Source organism: Intrasporangium sp., from assembly GCF_039812505.1.
Taxonomy (GTDB): Bacteria; Actinomycetota; Actinomycetes; order Actinomycetales; family Dermatophilaceae; genus Intrasporangium_A.
Window position 1 is genome coordinate 1 of record NZ_JBDIAQ010000008.1, and the last position, 16,459, is coordinate 16,459.

Sequence of the window (16,459 nt, forward strand, 5' to 3'; positions counted from 1 at the left end):
CCCGTCAGGGCGTGAAGACGCAGAACTCGTTGCCCTCCGGGTCGGCCAGGACGGTCCAGCCGATGTCGCCGTCGCCCTTGCGCCGCAAGAGGGTTGCGCCGTGCCGCAACAGCCCGCCCAGGCTCTCGGAGCGTACGTCGACGTGGACCCGGTTCTTGGTCGTCTTGGCCTCAGGCACAGGGCTGAAAGTCACTGCCTCGAAAGGCAGCCCGGGCACCCCCTCCACCCAGGAGAAGCCGCGGGGGTCGTCGCCGAGGTTCCCGCCGAGGATGCCCTGCCACCACGCCGCGACCCGGTGCGCGTCCGCCGTGTCGCCGGTCACGTCCAGCACGAGCTCGTACGGCCGCTGCTGGAGCTGCTCCCGCACGAACGCGCAGAACAGCTGCCCGTCCGGGTCGCGCAGGACCGTCCACCGTCTCATGTCGTCCACGACCTCTGCGCCCAGCGCGACGGCCTCGTCCACCGTGGCCACGTTGACGTCGAGGTGCAGCCGGTTCTTCACCGTGGTCGGCTCCGGCACCCGGTTGACCCAGACCCGGACGGCGTCGCCCTCACGCAGGCAGGCGTCCCCGTCGTCGAGCAGCTGCAGCTCCCACCCGAGCAGGGGCGCCCAGAACGCGCCCTCGGCCCGCGGGTCGACCGCATCGAGGCAGAGGTCCTTGTAGGCGGCCAGTGGCATCCGTCCACGGTAACGCGGCAGTGCCGCGCGCACCGGTGCCGCGCAGATCACAGTCCCAGGACGTGACCACCCGAGGTCTTACTACTACACTTTGTAGTACCGGCAGGACCTGCCGGGAGGCACCGAGAAGTTCTGGAGATGAGAACGATGGCCACCACCCACCCAGAGAACGTGACCCACAGTCGCAGCGTCGCCCACCTGACGGACGGGGCCGTGACCTTCCAGGAGGAGGTCGTCCGGTCCGCCTGGGCGCGCCGCTTCCTCGGCGGTCTGCGGATCGTCCTGGGCTTCATGTTCCTGTGGCCCTTCCTCGACAAGCTCTTCGGGCTCGGCTACATGACCCCCGCCGCCAAGGCCTGGATCAACGGGGGCACGCCGGCCCAAGGCTTCATGACGCACGCGGAGGGCCCGTTCGCCGGCTTCTTCAAGTCGATCAGCGGCCCCTGGGCCGACTGGCTGTTCATGCTCGGGCTGCTCGGCATCGGGGTGGCCGTCCTCGCCGGCGCCGGCCTGAAGCTCGCCGCCTGGACCGGCGGCCTGCTCCTGCTCCTCATGTACCTGGCCGAGTTCCCCCTGGGCACGACGGGCGCGTACACCAACCCCATCTTCGACAGCCACTGGGTCGAGGGCCTGGGTCTCGCGGTGCTCGCCGCGACCTACGCCGGAGACACGTGGGGCGTCGGCAAGTGGTGGGGCCGCAAGGTCGGCAACGGCATCCTGCGGTGACCCGATAGGTGGCCGTCGGTCTCACCGAAGAGCCGCCCACCAGACGGAGGGCGATCTGCTGAGGAGGCGGATCGCCCTCCGATCATGCGAGCGCAGCACCTACCACGGCAGCGGTATGCCGTTGGGCCCGGTCCTCGGACCGGGCCCACTTCTCGTGGTGCCGGGTGAGCCGCCGGCCCGACGGGAACCGTCCTCGGCGCACACCGGCCCGTCGGCGCACACCGGCCCTGGCGCACACTGGGTGCGTGGCGACCACATCCACCGGGGCACGCGCCGGCCACGGCCCACGACAAGCGCCCCCGCCCCGCGGGCTGGGCGGTGCGGTCCCTCCCGGCCCACGAAGTAGGCTGCGCCCCGTGTTCGCACCCCTCACCGTGGCGATCCTGATCGCCTGCGCGGTGCTGTTCCTGCTGGCCGCCCACCACCTGTGGCGCGACCGGGTGGTCGACGACCCGATCATGGTCGTGAGCGGCCTGGTCGAGCTGGCCCTGCTGGCCCAGCTGGTCGTCGGCGTGACGCGGTCAGGGTCCATCCAGGACGGCTCGGAACGGGCCACCTACCTCGCCTACCTCCTGACGGTCCTGGTCGTCCTGCCCGTCGCGATCTTCATCGCCATCAAGGAACGGTCGCGGTGGGCCATGGGAGTCGTGCTGGGCGCCGCGGTCGTGGTCGCCATCCTCGTCGCCCGCATCCTGCAGATCTGGCAGCTCAATGTCTGAACCCACCCGCCCCTTCCCCGACCGGGCCCCGGACCACGGCGTCCCGGCCACCACCGACGACCACACGGGTCACGGAGCAGGCCGGCTGCTGGTGGCCGTGTACGGGCTGCTCGCGCTGGCCGCCACCGGGCGCTCCGTGCTGCAGATCGCCCTCTACTTCGACCGGGCACCGGTCGCCTACCTGCTGTCGGCGCTCGCCGCCGCGATCTACATCGTCGCGACCGTCGGCCTCGCCAGGGGAAGCCGCACCTCGGTCCGCGTCGCGACGATCGCCGTCTCGCTCGAGCTGCTCGGGGTCCTGGTCGTCGGGGCCATCTCGTACGCGATACCCGAGGCGTTCCCGGACAAGACCGTGTGGTCGCACTTCGGGCAGGGCTACGGCTATGTCCCCCTCGTGCTGCCCTTCCTGGGCCTGTGGTGGATCTGGCGACACCGGGCGCTCGTCACCGGTCCCGCCGAGGCGCCTCGGTAGGGTTCAGCCATGAGCAGCGCCGACCGGAGCACCGACCCGAACCAGGGCGCGAGCCGGCCCGCACCCCCCGCGCCGAACGGCCCGTTCACCGTGCGCCCCGTCACCCCGGAGCAGCTCGCCACCGCCGTCGTCGACCTCGGCGGCAGCTTCCTGCAGACCCCGGCCTGGGGCCGGACCAAGCCGGGCTGGCGCCAGACCACGCTCGGCTGGTTCGACCCGTCCGACACTCTCGTCGGTGCCGGGCTCGTGCTGTCCCGGCATCTGCCCCGCCTGGGCCGGTCGTTCGCCTACCTGCCCGAGGGCCCGGCACTGCCGTGGGAGCAGGTGGCCGAGGGCCCCTCGGCCTGGCTCGACCCGCTGGTCGACTGGGCCAGGCAGGACCGGGCCTTCGCGCTGCGCCTCGGCTTCCCGGTCGCCTCGCGCCGGTGGGCGCCCGACCCGGTCAAGAAGCAGATCGGCGAGGGCGGGCTGATGTCCTTCACCGACCTGCCACCCACGTCCGACAGCCCGGCCGCGCGCCGGCTCGAACGCTGGCTCGACGAGCGCGACTGGCGGCCGATCGGGTGGGGCAACACCGCCGCGGTCGGCCAGCCCCGCTACGTCTGCATCGTCGACCTCCAGGGCCGCACGCCCGAGCAGGTCCTCAAGGGCATGAACCAGCAGTGGCGCCGCAACATCAAGAAGGCGGCCAAGGCCGGCGTCGAGGTGCGCACCACCGGCCTCGAGGGCGTCGCCACCTTCCACGACCTCTACGCCGAGACGGCCGTGCGCGACCGGTTCTTCCCGCGGGCGCGGTCCTACTTCGAGCAGATGGTGCGCGCCTTCGGCGACCGCGAGCACGACCGGATCAGTGCCCACGTCTACGAGGCGCACGTCGGCGGCGACGTGCTCGCCTCCGCGCTGATGGTCCGCGTCGGCGACATGTTCTCCTACCTGTACGGCGGCTCCACCAGCCGCAACCGTGAGGCCCGCGCCTCCAACGCCCTGCAGTGGCAGGCGATCCAGGACGCGCTGGAGACCGGCTGCACGGCATACGACCTGCGCGGGTTCAACACCTCGCTCGGGGCGACCTCGCCGCTGACCGGGCTGCTGCTGTTCAAGCTCGGCGCGGGCGCCGACGTCGTGGAGTACGTCGGGGAGCGCGAGCTCGTGCTGAGCCGCTTCTGGCACACCGCGTTCGAGAAGGCGATGGCGCTGCGCGTGGCGGTCAACAACCGGCGCGCGGGCGCCAACACCGAGTCCGACGTCTGAGCAACGGCCAGGTCGAGACGATCAGGGGCTGGCCGGCACGGTGCAGCTCACCCGGCCGTTGCCCGTCGCGACCGCGACCAGGTCGGATCCGACGTAGACGCGGCACTGCACCTGACCACGCACGGAGCCGTCGGACACCGTGACAGTCAGCTCGTCAGCCGGGTCGCTACGGGTCAGCTGCCAAGCACGGGGGAGTGGCCGGTCGGGTTCGACCGCCGTCGCTCCTTGCGCGGTCGTGACCTCGATCGTGGCCTTCGGGTCGCCCCCGACGACCTCGAGACGGAAATGGGTCGTCCCCGGCGGCACGAGGGACACGGCCGCGTCGTCCGCGACGAGGCTGGAGTTCGGCGCCTTGGGATCGGGCGTGAGCTCGACGTGCCCGGCCTCGGCCTGCTGTGCGACCGAGGTGCCGTCGCCCATCCCACCCGACATGCCCATGTCGCGGTGCCCGGGCGAGACCAGCCCGCCCAGCACGAGGGCGGCCACGACGGCCCACCAGATCCCGGCCCGGCGGCGCCGGGACGTGGCCCGCCGTACCGGGGGAGGCGGTGGCGGTGGGGGCGGTGCGCTGCGCCGGGGCGGCGCCGGTGCCCACCAGCTCTCCGGCGGCGGCGCTGCCGGGTCGTCGGGGAAGGCGACGTGCCGGTCGTGCTCGGGGTCCGGGACCTCCGGTCGAGAGCCCATCTCGCCTCCAGCCTGCCCGCTCGCCTGTTCCTACCCGTCCAGTCTCTCCCCCGGTGCCACGGGCCACAAACCCGTTCGGCCGCCCGCACCCGGGCATCTATCCTGTCGCCCATGCCCGAGCAGCCCGCGTCCGCCCCGTCGCGCGCACGCCGCTCCCGCCGGGGCCGCCCTCGCCGGGGCCGGATGCCGCCCACACCGGAGCAGCGCGCCGCGCGCCGCGCGCACCGGGCCGGCCTCGTCCCCCCGATCACCTACCCCGAGCAGCTCCCGGTCGTCGAGCACCGCGAAGCGCTCGCCGAGGTCATCCGCGAGCACCAGGTCGTCGTCATCGCGGGCGAGACCGGGTCGGGCAAGACGACGCAGCTGCCCAAGATCTGCCTCGAGCTCGGCCGTGGCCTCGACGGGATGATCGGGCACACCCAGCCGCGCCGCATCGCCGCCCGGGCCGTCGCCGAACGGCTCAGCGAGGAGCTCGACGTGCAGCTGGGGACCGCCGTCGGCTACCAGGTGCGCTTCGCCGACCACTCCGGCCCCGACACGCTCGTCAAGGTGATGACCGACGGGATCCTGCTCGCCGAGCTGCCGCAGGACCCGGACCTGCGCCGCTACGACACCCTGATCATCGACGAGGCCCACGAGCGCAGCCTCAACATCGACTTCATCCTCGGCTACCTCGCGCAGCTGCTCCCACGCCGGCCCGACCTGAAGGTGATCATCACCTCCGCGACGATCGACCCGGAGCGCTTCGCCGCGCACTTCGCCGCCGCCGACGGCACACCTGCGCCGGTCGTCGAGGTGTCCGGGCGCACCTACCCCGTCGAGGTGCGCTACCGGCCGCTGGTCGACCCCGACCGTCCCGAACGTGACGAGCAGGACCTCATGACCGGGATCTGCGAGGCGGTCCTCGAGCTGTGGACCGAGCGGCACTCCGGCCCGAGCAGCGACATCCTGGTCTTCCTGTCCGGCGAACGCGAGATCAAGGACGCCGCCGATGCCATCGGTGGGCTGAGGCTGCCGGCCACCGAGGTGCTGCCGCTCTACGGGCGGCTCTCCGCGGCCGAGCAGCACCGGGTCTTCGCCCCGCACTCCGGCCGGCGGATCGTGCTGGCCACCAACGTCGCCGAGACCTCCCTGACCGTGCCCGGGATCCGCTACGTAATCGACAGCGGGACGGCCCGGATCTCGCGCTACAGCCAGCGGCTGAAGGTCCAGCGACTGCCCATCGAGCCGATCAGCCAGGCCTCGGCGAACCAGCGGTCCGGCCGGTGCGGCCGGCTCTCCGAGGGCGTCGCGGTGCGGCTCTACTCGCAGGAGGACCTCGAGTCCCGACCGGAGTACACCGACCCCGAGATCCTGCGCACCAGCCTGGCCGCGGTGATCCTGCAGATGAGCGCGCTGGGCCTGGGCGACGTGGCGGCCTTCCCCTTCATCGACCCGCCCGACTCCCGTCAGGTCACCGACGGGGTCCGGCTCCTGCAGGAGCTGCAGGCCTTCGCCGGCGAGGACGGCGACCGGCCCCGTCGGGCCGGGGCGCGACGGGCGTCCCGGCGGCTGACGCCATACGGACACACCATGGCGCGGCTGCCGATCGACCCGCGGCACGCGCGGATGGTCATCGAGGCGGACCGGCGAGGCGTGCTGCGCGAGGTGCTGGTCATCGTCGCGGCGCTGTCGATCCAGGACCCGCGCGAGCGCCCGCAGGACAAGCAGGAGCTGGCCAACGCGGCCCACAAGCGGTTCCAGGACGAGCACTCCGACTTCGTGACCTGGCTCAACCTCTGGGGCCACCTCCGGGAACAGCAGAAGGCGCTGTCCTCCAGCGCGTTCCGGCGCCTGTGCAAGGCCGAGTTCCTGCACTACCTGCGCGTGCGCGAGTGGCAGGACCTGCACACCCAGGTCAAGCAGGCGGCCAAGCGCGCCGGTCTCGACGTGACGCGGGGGAGCCGGCACGGGCAGCTCGACGCCGATGCCGTCCACCAGGCGCTGCTCGCCGGGCTGCTGTCGCACGTCGGGGTCCGCGACGAGCAGCGTCGCGAGTACCTCGGCGCCCGCGGTGCCCGCTTCGGCATCTCGCCCGGGTCCACGCTGTTCCGCAGGCAGCCGCAGTTCGTGATGGCCGAGGAGCTCGTCGAGACCACCCGCCTCTGGGCCCGGATGGCCGCCCGGATCGACCCCGCCTGGGCGGAGGAGCTGGGTGCACACCTCGTCAAGCGACAGCACTCCGAACCGCGCTGGTCGGCCCGGCGCGGGTCGGCGGTGGCGACCGAACGGGTCACGCTGTACGGGGTGCCCCTCGTCGTCGGGCGGACCGTCGGCCTCGGCACGATCGACCCGGCCCTGGCCCGTGACCTGTTCATCCGGCACGCGCTGGTCGAGGGCGACTGGAGCAGCCGGCACGCCTTCCGGGCGGACAACGCCGCCCTGCTCGAACGCCTCGGGAAGCTCGAGGCCAGGACGCGCCGGCGCGACCTAGTCGTCGACGACAACGCGCTGGTCGCCTTCTACGACCAGCGCATCCCCGCCTCGGTGGTCTCGGGCCGGCACTTCGACACGTGGTGGAAGAAGGCGCGCCGGCACGACCCCGACCTGCTCACCTTCACCGAGGACCTGCTCCTGCGGGAGGCCGCCGGCACCGTCGTCGGTGCCGACTACCCGACGACCTGGCAGCAGGGTGAGCACGCCCTGACGGTGACCTACCGGTTCGAGCCCGGGTCGCCCCAGGACGGCGCCACCGTGCACATCCCCGTCGAGCACCTCAACCAGGTGATCTCGGCCGGCTTCGACTGGCAGGTGCCGGGCTTCCGCGAGGACCTCGTCACGGCCCTGATCCGCTCGCTGCCCAAGCAGGTCCGGCGCGGACTGGTCCCGGCGCCCGACCACGCCCATGCGGTGCTGCCGGAGCTCGACCCCTCGTCGGGGCCGCTGACCGAGGCGCTCGCGGCCGCGCTGCGGCGGCATACCGGGGTGGCCGTGTCCGCCGCCGACTTCCAGTGGGACAGGGTGGCCGACCACCTGCGGATCGGCTTCTCCGTGGACCGCCCGGACGGCACCCCGATCGCGACGGGCAAGGACCTCGAGACGGTCCGCGAGACGGCGACCCCGGCCCTGCGGAAGCAGGTGCGCGCCGCCGCCGCCGCCATCGAGGCCACCGGCCTGACGGGCTGGCCGCTCGACACCGTCCCCGAGACCTACCGGGGCGCCGAGGACGTGGTGGGCTACCCGGCGCTCGTCGACCGGGGCACCTGCGTCGACCTGCGGGTCCTGCCCACCCGGGCCGAGGCCGACTCGGAGCACCGGCTCGGCGTGCGGCGGCTGCTCCTGCTCGCCACCACGCCGCCGTGGCGACAGGTCCTCGCCCGCCTGGGCAACGCCCAGAAGCTCGCCCTCGGGAGCAACCCGCACGGGAGCGTGCCCGCGCTGCTGGCCGACTGCCTGGCCGCGGCCGTCGACGCCATCGTGCGCGACGAGGGCCCGGCGGGCAGCCCCCGCGAGGGACCGGCCACCGGCGCGGGCCCACCCGGCGGCATCCGCACCCGTGCCGGGTTCGAACGCGCCCTCACGGCGGTGCGCAGCCACGCGAGCGCACGCGTCCTGCAGGTCGTCGGCCTGGTCGAGCCCGTCCTGGCCGCGAACCTGGGCATCACCAACCGGCTCGAGGTGCTGGCCCGGTCGAGCAACCCGGGGATGCGACCCCTGCTCGCCGACGTCCGGGCCCAGCTGCGCGGGCTGGTCCGGCCCGGCTTCGTCGCAGACACCGGCGTGGACCGGCTGCGCGACCTCGACCGCTACCTGCGCGCCGTCTCCTACCGGCTCGAGAAGGCGCCCGAGAACCTGGCCCGGGACGCCCAGCTGCTCGACCAGGTGGACCTGGTCGAAGGACGCTACGCCGACCTGCTGGCCACCCTGCGGCCGGCGCGGCGCGGCGCCCCGGACGTCCTCGAGATCGGCTGGATGATCGAGGAGCTGCGGGTCTCGCTCTTCGCGCAACAGCTCGGCACCGCGCGCCGGGTCTCGGCACAACGGATCCTGAAGGCGATCGCGGCGATCGGACCGTGACCGGGGTGGTCGGCCACGACGCTTCCGAGTGGGCTCGGGAATCGTGCCGGGCGAGCGGGCGTTGACCGGGTGACCCGCACTACGAAAGGCCATGCCGTGCTGGACCCGTCAGAGCTCATCTCGTTCGAGACCGACACCCCGCTGCCCCGGATGCAGGCGTCGGTGCTCATCGTCGCCCTCGAGGGCTTCATCGACGCCGGCCAGACCCAGAAGCTGCTCGCCCAGCACCTGCTCGCCACCCACGAGTCGACCGTCGTGGCGTCCTTCGACGTCGACCAGGTGCTGGACTACCGGGGCCGGCGGCCTGCCATGACCTTCGACCGGGACCGCTGGACCGCGTACGCGGACCCCAGCCTGGTGGTCCACCGCGTCATCGACGGACGGGGCGTTCCCTTCCTGCTGCTCACCGGCCCCGAGCCCGACTACCAGTGGGCCCGCATGGCCGAGGCCACGATCCTGCTGGTCAGGACGCTCGGGGTGGACCTGACCGTCAGCGTGCACGGCATCCCGATGGCCGTGCCGCACACCCGCCCGATCGGCGTCACGGCCCACGCGACCAGCCCACGGCTCATCCCGAAGAACCAGGTGGCCTTCGGCGAGATGATGGTGCCCGGCAGCTTCGCCGGGCTGCTCGAGTACCGCCTCGGCGAGGCCGGTCGCGACGCCATCGGCTTCTCGGTGCACGTGCCGCACTACCTGGGGCAGGGGGAGTACCCCGAGGCCGCGCTCAGCGCCCTGGACCGGGTGGCCGCGGCCACCGGGCTCGACCTGGGCCGGGCGGCGCTCGCCGCCACGGCCGGGCGCAACCGGGCCGAGATCGACCGGCAGGTGGCCGAGTCCGACGAGGTGGCCGCCGTGGTGCACGCCCTCGAGGAGCAGTACGACTCGTTCATCGAGGGCAGCAAGCGGCGCAGCCTGCTGGCCACCGAGCTGCGCGACCTGCCGACCGCCGACGAGATCGGCGCCGAGTTCGAGGCGTTCCTCAAGGACGTCACCGACGAGGGCGGGCCCACCGGCCCGGACACCGGCTCGGGAACCCAGCACCCCTGAGCCCCGCCCAGCGGGACCGGCCACTCGTCGAACGGGCAGCGGCTCCCGGCCGAGCGGGCAGCCGCTAGGCCTTCGCGTCGCTCCAGCGCCGCACGATGCCCGTGTCCGCGACGAACCGCACCTGCTCGGTGCCGGCCCAGGTGCGCGCCGCCGACCGCAACGCCAGGTCGAGCAGGGCGGCGGCCTCGCTCGCGCCGGACTCGGGGACGTGGACGAGCAGCTCGTCGTGCAGGCACAGGACGATCTGCCCGCCGAGCGGGACGACGGCCACCCGCACGGTCGCGGCCCACGCCTTGAACAGCTCGGCGGCCGACCCCTGGATGACCGCGTTGCGGGCGTAGCGCCCGCGTGCTGCCTCCGTGCCCGGGGCGCCCCCGTCGAGGCGGATCAGCCGGCCGCCGTAGGTGCGCACCGACCGGCCGGCCACCCCCTCGGCGGCAGCCCGGTCGAGCAGACCCATCGCGACCGGGTAGGCCCGTTCGAGCTGGACCAGTGCCGCGCCGGCCGCCCCGGACCGCTGGCCGTACATCGCCGCGAGCACCGCCACCTTGGCCGTCGCCCGGTCCGAGCCGAGAGCTCGGGCGACCGGGGCGTAGAGGTCGTCGGACCGGGTCGCCTCGGCCAGTGCCCGGTCGCCGCTGACCACCGCGAGCACCCTGGGCTCGACCTGGCCGAGGTCGGCCCGCACGAAGACGTGGCCGGGGCGCGCGCGTACCGCGGGCCGCAGCTGGGCCGGCAGGTTGTGCAGGCCGTGCCGGGCGGTCATCCGTCCGGCGGCGCCGTCGCACGCGGTCCACTCCCCCCGGAGCCGGTCGTCCGGGCCGACGTGCTCGTCGAGCCAGCGGTAGCCGTACGTCGTCGCGATCCGCTCGTCCTTGCGCCAGCCGAGCAGGGCCTCCACCAGCGGGTGGCCGTGCCGGTACGGCTCCAGGACCTGGGCGCGGGTGTTCGGCACGTCGACCCCGAACGCCGCGAGCAGGTCGCGCACCTGCGCAGGGTCGCGCAGGTCGGTGCGTTCGTGTCCCGGCGCGAGCGCCAGCACGGCCCGGTCGCGGGCTCGCCTCGTGCGGTCGGCCGCCGCCTCGTCGGCCGGGCGCGGGCCCGCCGCCGCGCAGATCAGGTCCTCGGCGGCGAGCCGGTCGACCGGCAGCCCGTCCCGCTCCAGCTCGAGGCAGAGCACCGCGGCGGCCGACTCCGACCAAGCGGTACGGCACGCCCGTGCACCGTCGACCCCGTCGAGGTGCTGCAGCGCGACCGCCTGCTGCGCCTGGCAGTCGAGTGCCAGCCGCGCCAGCCGGCGCAGTCGCTCGGGGCTGGTGGCCCAGCCGGTCAGGGCGTCCGGACGCAGCTGCCCCGAGGCGGTGAGCAGCCCCGCGTCGTCACCGCCGGGCAGGTCGAACAGGTCGGCCTCGAACCCGGCGAGCCGCGGACGCGGGGGAGCCGGCACCTCGCGCTCCGGCAGGCCGCGCACCGCGGCCCAGACGTGCCCGGGCGAGGCCGGCCAGCCACCGTGGATGATCCGGTGCACCTCGGCGAGGTCCCAGCTGCGGGCAACGGTGATCCCCGCGGCCACGATGGGACGCAGGCCCAGGGCGGCGGACCACACCACCCATCGGGGGCCGTGCTCGCGGGTCGCGGCCGCGAAGCGGGTCGTCACCGCACCGGGCGGCCACCACTCGTCGATGCCCGGCCCAGCGGCATACGCGCCCTGGGGGCCGAGCACGAGCGCCACGAGCGGTGCCCGGGCCGGCCGGTCACCCAAGGCAACCCGCCATGCGACGCACCGCCTTGCGGAGGATCTCGGGCGACGTGGCGAAGTTGAGGCGCACGCACCCGGCGCCCCGCGCGCCGAACTGCGGGCCGGCGGACAGCGCCACCCGTCCCCGGTCGCGGAACACCGCGGCCGGGTTGTCGCCCAGCGCGAGGCCCCGGCAGTCGAGCCAGGCCAGGTAGGTCGCCTCCGGCAGCACGAGCCGCACACCGGGCAGCTGCTGCGCGACGAGCCCGGCCAGCAGCCGGCGGTTGTCGTCGAGCTCGCCGCGCATCCGGCGCAGCCACTGGCCGCCCTGCCGCCACGCCGCGGACTGGGCGATGACCCCCAGGTGGCTGGCCCCCATGGTGACGAACGGGTGCAGCGCCCGGACGGCGCCGCGGGCCTCGGCCCCGGGGACGACCAGGCCGGCCTTGAGGCCGGCCAGGTTCCATGCCTTCGAGGCCGCCGTCACCGTCACGCCTGCCTCCGCGCCGGGCACCGTCAGGTACGGCGTGAACCTGCTGGTCGGGTAGGTCAACGGCGCGTGTATCTCGTCGGACAGGACCTGCACACCGTGCTCGTGCGCCAGCGCGGCCAGGGCGCCCAGCTCCTGCGCGGTGTGGACGGTGCCGGTCGGGTTGTGAGGGTTGCACAGCAGGTATGCCGCCCTCCCGCCTCCCGCGGTCACCCGCCGGAACGTCTCGGCGAGGGCGTCGAGGTCGAGTCGGCCGGCGTCGGTGAGCGGTGCGTCGACCGACCTGCGGCCGACCGAGTCGACGACCAGGAAGAAGGCGTTGTAGACCGGGGAGCTGAGCACGACCGGGCCGCCGGGGTCGGTGAACAGCTCGACCAGCCGGGCGATCCCGGTCAGCACGTCGGTGACCTGGGTCGCCTCCCGCGGGTCGAGGCGCCAGCGCCACTCGGCCGCCGCGAACGAGGCCAGCGCAGCGGCATACCCGCCGGTCCCGGCATAGCCGGTGTCGCCTCGGCGCATGGCGTCGGTCACCGCGGTGACGACCGCCGGGCAGGGTGCGGCGTCCATCTCGGCGACCCAGAGCGGCAGGACGTCCTCGGGGAAGGTCTGCCACTTCAGGCTGGTGCGGTCGCGACGCAGCGCGGCGGCGTCGTCGCCGAGGAGCCGCGCAGTCATGTCACGGAGCCTAGGCGAGAGCTCTCCGGCGAGATCCTGCGGTCCGCGCGGTTGTCGCGCCCGATCGGGCCGTCATACGGTGGCGGGGGCCGGTCCGGGGATCCGGGCGCGGTCGCGTCACCGAAGGGGACAGCTGTGGGCCATCTGCGCAGGGGCAGCGAGCAGGCGGTGCCGGCCGCCCGGGCCGGCCACGGACCGGACCCGGTGCCCGGACCGCTGCCCGATCGGGGCGGCGCACTCCCCTTCGGGGCAGCCGGGTCCCTGAGCGCCGCCGCGACCCGGCTCGTCCAGCGGCTGCTCGACGTCGGCATCGACGGCGTGGGCCCGTTCGCATCCGCCCACGACGTCGCGGACGCGGCGCTCGTCGACGCAGGCGGGCAGGTCGAGAAGGCCGTCGCCGGCGTGCGGCGGACGCATCAGCGGATGGCGGCGGCCGGCGGGTTCGTGACGGGGCTCGGCGGGTTCTTCGCGATGCCGGTGTCGTTGCCGGCCAACGTCCTGACCTTCTACCTGATCGGCACCCGGATGACCGCCGCCGTCGCCCGGCTGCGGGGCTACGACATCGACCAGCCCGAGATCCGCTCGGCGATACTGCTGACCCTCGTCGGGGCCGATCGCGACGACATCCTCCGGAAGGCCGGCCTGCACCCGCCCGGCGGCCGGCTCGCGGCGCTCGCCGTCGACCAGCTCTCGCCGCCCGCGCTGATGGTCCTCAACAAGGCGGTCGGCTTCCATCTGCTCGGCAAGCTGGGGGACGGCGTGCTGGCCGGGCTCGGGCGTGGCGTGCCCCTCCTGGGCGGTGCGGTCGGCGGCGGCATGGACGTCTACCTGGTCGGACGGATCGCCAGGCAGGCCGGGCTGGAGTTCCCCCCGGTCTCGCCGTTCTCCGCGTGACCGCGCAGGTCACGCTTCGGCGGTCCTGCCGCTCGTCGGGCTCGCCGATGACGCCGTCGTGCTCGCGTGGTTCGCCCGGGCCTTCCTCGAGGAGACCGACCGCTTCCTCGCCTGGGAGCGCGGGCAGGGCGCCCTGCGGCGAACCGACCCCGCCGTGCAGTCGCCGGGTGGGCGACAGTAGCCCGCAGGCCCCGCGGTCCCGGGCCCGACCGGCGCTGTCCACATCCGACCGGCCGTCACGCGCGTCGTCCCCAGCCGGCGGCCTCCGGACGAGTGAGGGCTGGCCGCGCACCACGACCGGCGCCACGCTCGGGTCCCATGCAGCAGACCACCCTCTCCCTGTCCGGGCCGGCAGACCTGCTGGCCGTCCTGCCCTACCACTTCGGTTTCCACCCCTCCCGCAGCGTCGTCGTCGTGTCCCTGCACGACCGGCGGCTCGGCCTGGTCGTGCGGCTCGACGCGGTTGCCGACCCCGCAGCCGCAGCCGACGCCGCCGCCTCCCTCGTCGATCCGCTGCGCCGGGAGCGGCCGTCGGGCGTCATGGTCGTCGGGTTCGAGGACCGTATGGGCCAGACCGCCCGCCTGTCGCAGGCCGTCACCACCCGGCTGCAGGCCGAGGGCATCACGGTCGTGGACCGGATCGTGGTGCGGGCCGGCCGCTGGACCGGCCTGATGTGCGACTGCTGCCCGGACCAGCCGGTCCCGGCTGCCCACGAGGTCGGTGCGGTGGCCACGTACGTGGGGCTCGGCCGGGTCGCCCTCGGCTCCCGGGACGAGCTCGCCGCCATCCTGCGCCCGACCGAGCCCGCATCGCCGGGCCTGGCTCGCGCCGTCGACGACTGGGTCGCCAAGGTCGTCGAGGGGGGCGGGCTGTTCACCTCGGCTGCCCGGCCGGCCCCCGGAGGAGGGCATCCGACGTGGGCCGAGGCCTGCGTCTCGACATGGGCCGAGCTGCTGGTCGGTCGGTTCGACGGCGAGCAGGTGCCGACCGAGCGGCTCACCCTGCTGCTGGGCAGCCTGCGACACCGCGGCCTGCGTGACGGCGTCATCGCCATGCTCTGCCCGGAGAGCCTTCCCACGGGGGCGCTGGACCCGCGGCTGGCCGGCCTGTTCGAGCGTCACCTCGTGCCGGTCGTCGGCGACGACGGGGTGGACCACGGCTGGGCTGACAGTGGTCCGCCGGAGGTCGAATCGGCCTTTGGCGGCCCCGGTCGCCAGGGCCTGGCGGAGCTGAGCCGGCAGGCCCTGACCAGAGCCCGCCTCGAGCGGCTGTGCCGGCTCGCGCCCGAGTCCCATGCTGCCCCGGTCCTGGCCGTCACTGCTGCCTGCGCCTGGTTCTCCGGCGACGGTGCGGCGGCCCGGGTCGCCGTCGAGCGCGCTCTCGAGGTCGAGCCGGGGCACGTGCTGGCCCGCCTGCTGGAGCACCTCCTCGACCTGGGGGTGCGGCCGCCGTCCGTCGCTGCGTAGGCGCCGGCCCACGGTGGGACCGGCCGGTCCCTGGGCCGCGGGACCGCGGGTCCATGGGATGGACGGCCGCTCGGGCGGGCCGGCCGGGATCGCGTATCCTGTGCTCAGGTCATGAGTGCCAGCGTCAAGCCCCGGCTCGCTGGTCGGCAACCCTCCATCGCGGGTGGGGTGCCCCGGGTGAGGACCGGGCCGCGCCGGCCGGCGCGTGCAAGCGCGACACGCGAGGAGCAGCGATGACGGTGACCCACCGACACCAGAGCCTGACCCACCGCGCCCGTCCGGTCGGGACGCGACCTGTGCCCACGCCGCCGACGGCCCGGGTCGGTCGGGTCCGGGCGGGACGTCCCGACGACGGCACGTGGCGTGCCGGGGACCCGGTCGGGGAGCGCGAGTTCCTCGACATCGGCACGATCCGCCTCGAGCGGGCGGGCGTGCTTCCCCAGGTGCGGGTCGCGTACGAGACGTGGGGGACGTTGGCCCCCGGTGCCGACAACGTGGTGCTGGTCGAGCACGCCCTGACCGGTGACAGCCACGTCGTCGGCCCGCAGGGTCCCGGCCATCCCACGCCCGGCTGGTGGGAGGGCCTCGTCGGCCCGGGCCGGGCGCTCGACACGAACCGGTGGTTCGTGATCTGCGCGAACGTCCTCGGTGGCTGCCAGGGCACGACGGGGCCGGTCAGCCCGGCTCCGGACGGCAGGTACTGGGCCGCTCGCTTCCCGTACGTCACGATCCGCGACCAGGTGCAGGTCGAGCAGGCTCTGCTCCGGGGGCTCGGCATCCGTCGGGTCGCGGCCGTCATCGGCGGTTCGATGGGGGGCATGCGTGCGATCGAGTGGGCGGTGATGGGTGGCGACCTCGTGGAGCGGGCCATCGTGCTGGCCAGCACCGCGCACGCGACTGCCGACCAGATCGCCTGGGCCCAGCCGCAGCTGCTCGCCATTCGTAGCGACGTCGACTTCGCCGGCGGCGACTACTACGACACCGGCCGCACCCCGGAGAACGGCCTCGGGATCGCCCGACGCATCGCCCACATCACCTACCGCACCGAGACCGAGCTGAACGGCCGGTTCGGCCGCGACGCGCAGTCGGGGGAGGACCCCCTCCGACCGGCGGCCCGCGGCCGGTTCGCGGTCGAGGGCTACCTCGACCATCACGCGAGCAAGCTGACCGGGCGCTTCGACGCCAACTCCTACCTGGTGCTCACCGAGGCGATGAACTCGCACGACGTGGGCCGTGACCGGGGAGGCCTGGCCGAGGCTCTGCGCGGGGTCGCGGCAGACTGCACGATCGCCTCGGTCGACACCGACCGGCTCTACCCGCCGCCGTTGTCCGACGAGATGGCACGGTTGCTGCCCAACGCGACGCGCGAGTCGGTCACCTCCGTCCACGGACACGACGGCTTCCTGATCGAGACCGACCAGGTGGCCGGCATCGTCCGGCGTGCGCTGGGCCGACCGGTCGGCTGAGCAGACCGGCGGGACCCGGCCGGTGCGGTCCGTGGCACGGCCGTCGGCCATCAGGTGGCCTCCCGTCGGCCGTTCGTGTCGAGGGCGTTCTG

At 74.2% G+C, this 16,459-nt stretch carries 14 protein-coding genes and 1 riboswitch; of the genes, 10 read left to right on the forward strand and 4 right to left on the reverse strand.

What is annotated here, in order from left to right:
- Positions 1 to 4 precede the first annotated feature (4 nt).
- Positions 5 to 679, reverse strand: a complete 675-nt coding sequence (locus WMI84_RS02335) for a VOC family protein (protein ID WP_347350392.1) — start codon at positions 677 to 679, stop codon at positions 5 to 7.
- A gap of 147 nt (positions 680 to 826) precedes the next feature.
- On the opposite strand from WMI84_RS02335, the gene WMI84_RS02340 reads away from it, so the two are divergent.
- The 4 genes from WMI84_RS02340 (at position 827) to WMI84_RS02355 (ending at position 3,847) form a co-directional block, all read left to right on the forward strand.
- Positions 827 to 1,405 carry a DoxX family protein gene (locus WMI84_RS02340; RefSeq protein WP_347350393.1) on the forward strand — a complete coding sequence of 193 codons (579 nt, stop codon included), beginning with the start codon at positions 827 to 829 and terminating at the stop codon, positions 1,403 to 1,405.
- Positions 1,406 to 1,761: 356 nt separating this feature from the next.
- Positions 1,762 to 2,124, forward strand: a complete 363-nt coding sequence (locus tag WMI84_RS02345) for a hypothetical protein (protein ID WP_347350394.1) — start codon at positions 1,762 to 1,764, stop codon at positions 2,122 to 2,124.
- Entirely contained in the window at positions 2,117 to 2,596 is a 480-nt protein-coding gene (locus tag WMI84_RS02350) for a hypothetical protein (RefSeq protein ID WP_347350395.1), read from the forward strand. Before WMI84_RS02345 ends, WMI84_RS02350 begins: the two co-directional genes overlap by 8 nt.
- A gap of 9 nt (positions 2,597 to 2,605) precedes the next feature.
- Positions 2,606 to 3,847, forward strand: coding sequence for a peptidoglycan bridge formation glycyltransferase FemA/FemB family protein (locus WMI84_RS02355; protein ID WP_347350396.1), 1,242 nt, complete (start codon positions 2,606 to 2,608; stop codon positions 3,845 to 3,847).
- Between the two features lie 21 nt (positions 3,848 to 3,868).
- Here the strand turns inward: WMI84_RS02355 and WMI84_RS02360 are convergent, their stop codons facing one another.
- Entirely contained in the window at positions 3,869 to 4,531 is a 663-nt protein-coding gene (locus WMI84_RS02360) for a hypothetical protein (protein ID WP_347350397.1), read from the reverse strand.
- Positions 4,532 to 4,642: 111 nt separating this feature from the next.
- On the opposite strand from WMI84_RS02360, the gene hrpA reads away from it, so the two are divergent.
- Complete coding sequence (gene hrpA / locus WMI84_RS02365; RefSeq protein WP_347350398.1) at positions 4,643 to 8,587, forward strand: ATP-dependent RNA helicase HrpA; 3,945 nt, start codon at positions 4,643 to 4,645, stop codon at positions 8,585 to 8,587.
- Between the two features lie 96 nt (positions 8,588 to 8,683).
- Complete coding sequence (locus WMI84_RS02370; RefSeq protein WP_347350399.1) at positions 8,684 to 9,637, forward strand: PAC2 family protein; 954 nt, start codon at positions 8,684 to 8,686, stop codon at positions 9,635 to 9,637.
- Between the two features lie 64 nt (positions 9,638 to 9,701).
- On the opposite strand, the gene WMI84_RS02375 is transcribed toward WMI84_RS02370, so the two are convergent.
- On the reverse strand, positions 9,702 to 11,399 hold the full coding sequence (locus WMI84_RS02375; protein ID WP_347350400.1) for a DNA polymerase: 1,698 nt from the start codon (positions 11,397 to 11,399) through the stop codon (positions 9,702 to 9,704).
- Entirely contained in the window at positions 11,392 to 12,540 is a 1,149-nt protein-coding gene (locus WMI84_RS02380) for an aminotransferase class I/II-fold pyridoxal phosphate-dependent enzyme (protein WP_347350401.1), read from the reverse strand. Before WMI84_RS02380 ends, WMI84_RS02375 begins: the two co-directional genes overlap by 8 nt.
- Positions 12,541 to 12,675: 135 nt before the next feature.
- Between WMI84_RS02380 and WMI84_RS02385 the strand changes: the two genes are divergently transcribed.
- The 4 genes from WMI84_RS02385 (at position 12,676) to WMI84_RS02400 (ending at position 16,367) form a co-directional block, all read left to right on the forward strand.
- The gene (locus WMI84_RS02385) at positions 12,676 to 13,434 is read left to right on the forward strand and encodes a hypothetical protein (RefSeq protein WP_347350402.1); all 759 of its coding nucleotides are present in this window, start codon (positions 12,676 to 12,678) and stop codon (positions 13,432 to 13,434) included.
- Between the two features lie 58 nt (positions 13,435 to 13,492).
- Positions 13,493 to 13,615: a hypothetical protein gene (locus WMI84_RS02390; RefSeq protein WP_347350403.1), complete on the forward strand. Its 123-nt coding sequence runs from the start codon at positions 13,493 to 13,495 to the stop codon at positions 13,613 to 13,615.
- Positions 13,616 to 13,752: 137 nt separating this feature from the next.
- Complete coding sequence (locus tag WMI84_RS02395; protein WP_347350404.1) at positions 13,753 to 14,901, forward strand: DUF4192 domain-containing protein; 1,149 nt, start codon at positions 13,753 to 13,755, stop codon at positions 14,899 to 14,901.
- A 107-nt stretch (positions 14,902 to 15,008) separates the two neighbouring features.
- Positions 15,009 to 15,121: riboswitch (SAM riboswitch) on the forward strand.
- A 13-nt stretch (positions 15,122 to 15,134) separates the two neighbouring features.
- Positions 15,135 to 16,367 (forward strand): homoserine O-acetyltransferase, encoded by a 1,233-nt coding sequence (locus WMI84_RS02400; RefSeq protein WP_347350405.1) that lies wholly within the window; start codon positions 15,135 to 15,137, stop codon positions 16,365 to 16,367.
- The last annotated feature ends 92 nt before the right edge of the window (positions 16,368 to 16,459 follow it).

Coding starts and splice junctions, on each gene's coding strand:
- WMI84_RS02395 (WP_347350404.1), top strand. CDS start 13,753: ATGCAGCAGACCACCCTCTCCCTGTCCGGGCCGGCAGACCTGCTGGCC.
- WMI84_RS02380 (WP_347350401.1), bottom strand. CDS start 12,540: ATGACTGCGCGGCTCCTCGGCGACGACGCCGCCGCGCTGCGTCGCGAC.
- WMI84_RS02340 (WP_347350393.1), top strand. CDS start 827: ATGGCCACCACCCACCCAGAGAACGTGACCCACAGTCGCAGCGTCGCC.
- WMI84_RS02400 (WP_347350405.1), top strand. CDS start 15,135: ATGACGGTGACCCACCGACACCAGAGCCTGACCCACCGCGCCCGTCCG.
- WMI84_RS02350 (WP_347350395.1), top strand. CDS start 2,117: ATGTCTGAACCCACCCGCCCCTTCCCCGACCGGGCCCCGGACCACGGC.
- WMI84_RS02355 (WP_347350396.1), top strand. CDS start 2,606: ATGAGCAGCGCCGACCGGAGCACCGACCCGAACCAGGGCGCGAGCCGG.
- WMI84_RS02360 (WP_347350397.1), bottom strand. CDS start 4,531: ATGGGCTCTCGACCGGAGGTCCCGGACCCCGAGCACGACCGGCACGTC.
- WMI84_RS02335 (WP_347350392.1), bottom strand. CDS start 679: ATGCCACTGGCCGCCTACAAGGACCTCTGCCTCGATGCGGTCGACCCG.
- hrpA (WP_347350398.1), top strand. CDS start 4,643: ATGCCCGAGCAGCCCGCGTCCGCCCCGTCGCGCGCACGCCGCTCCCGC.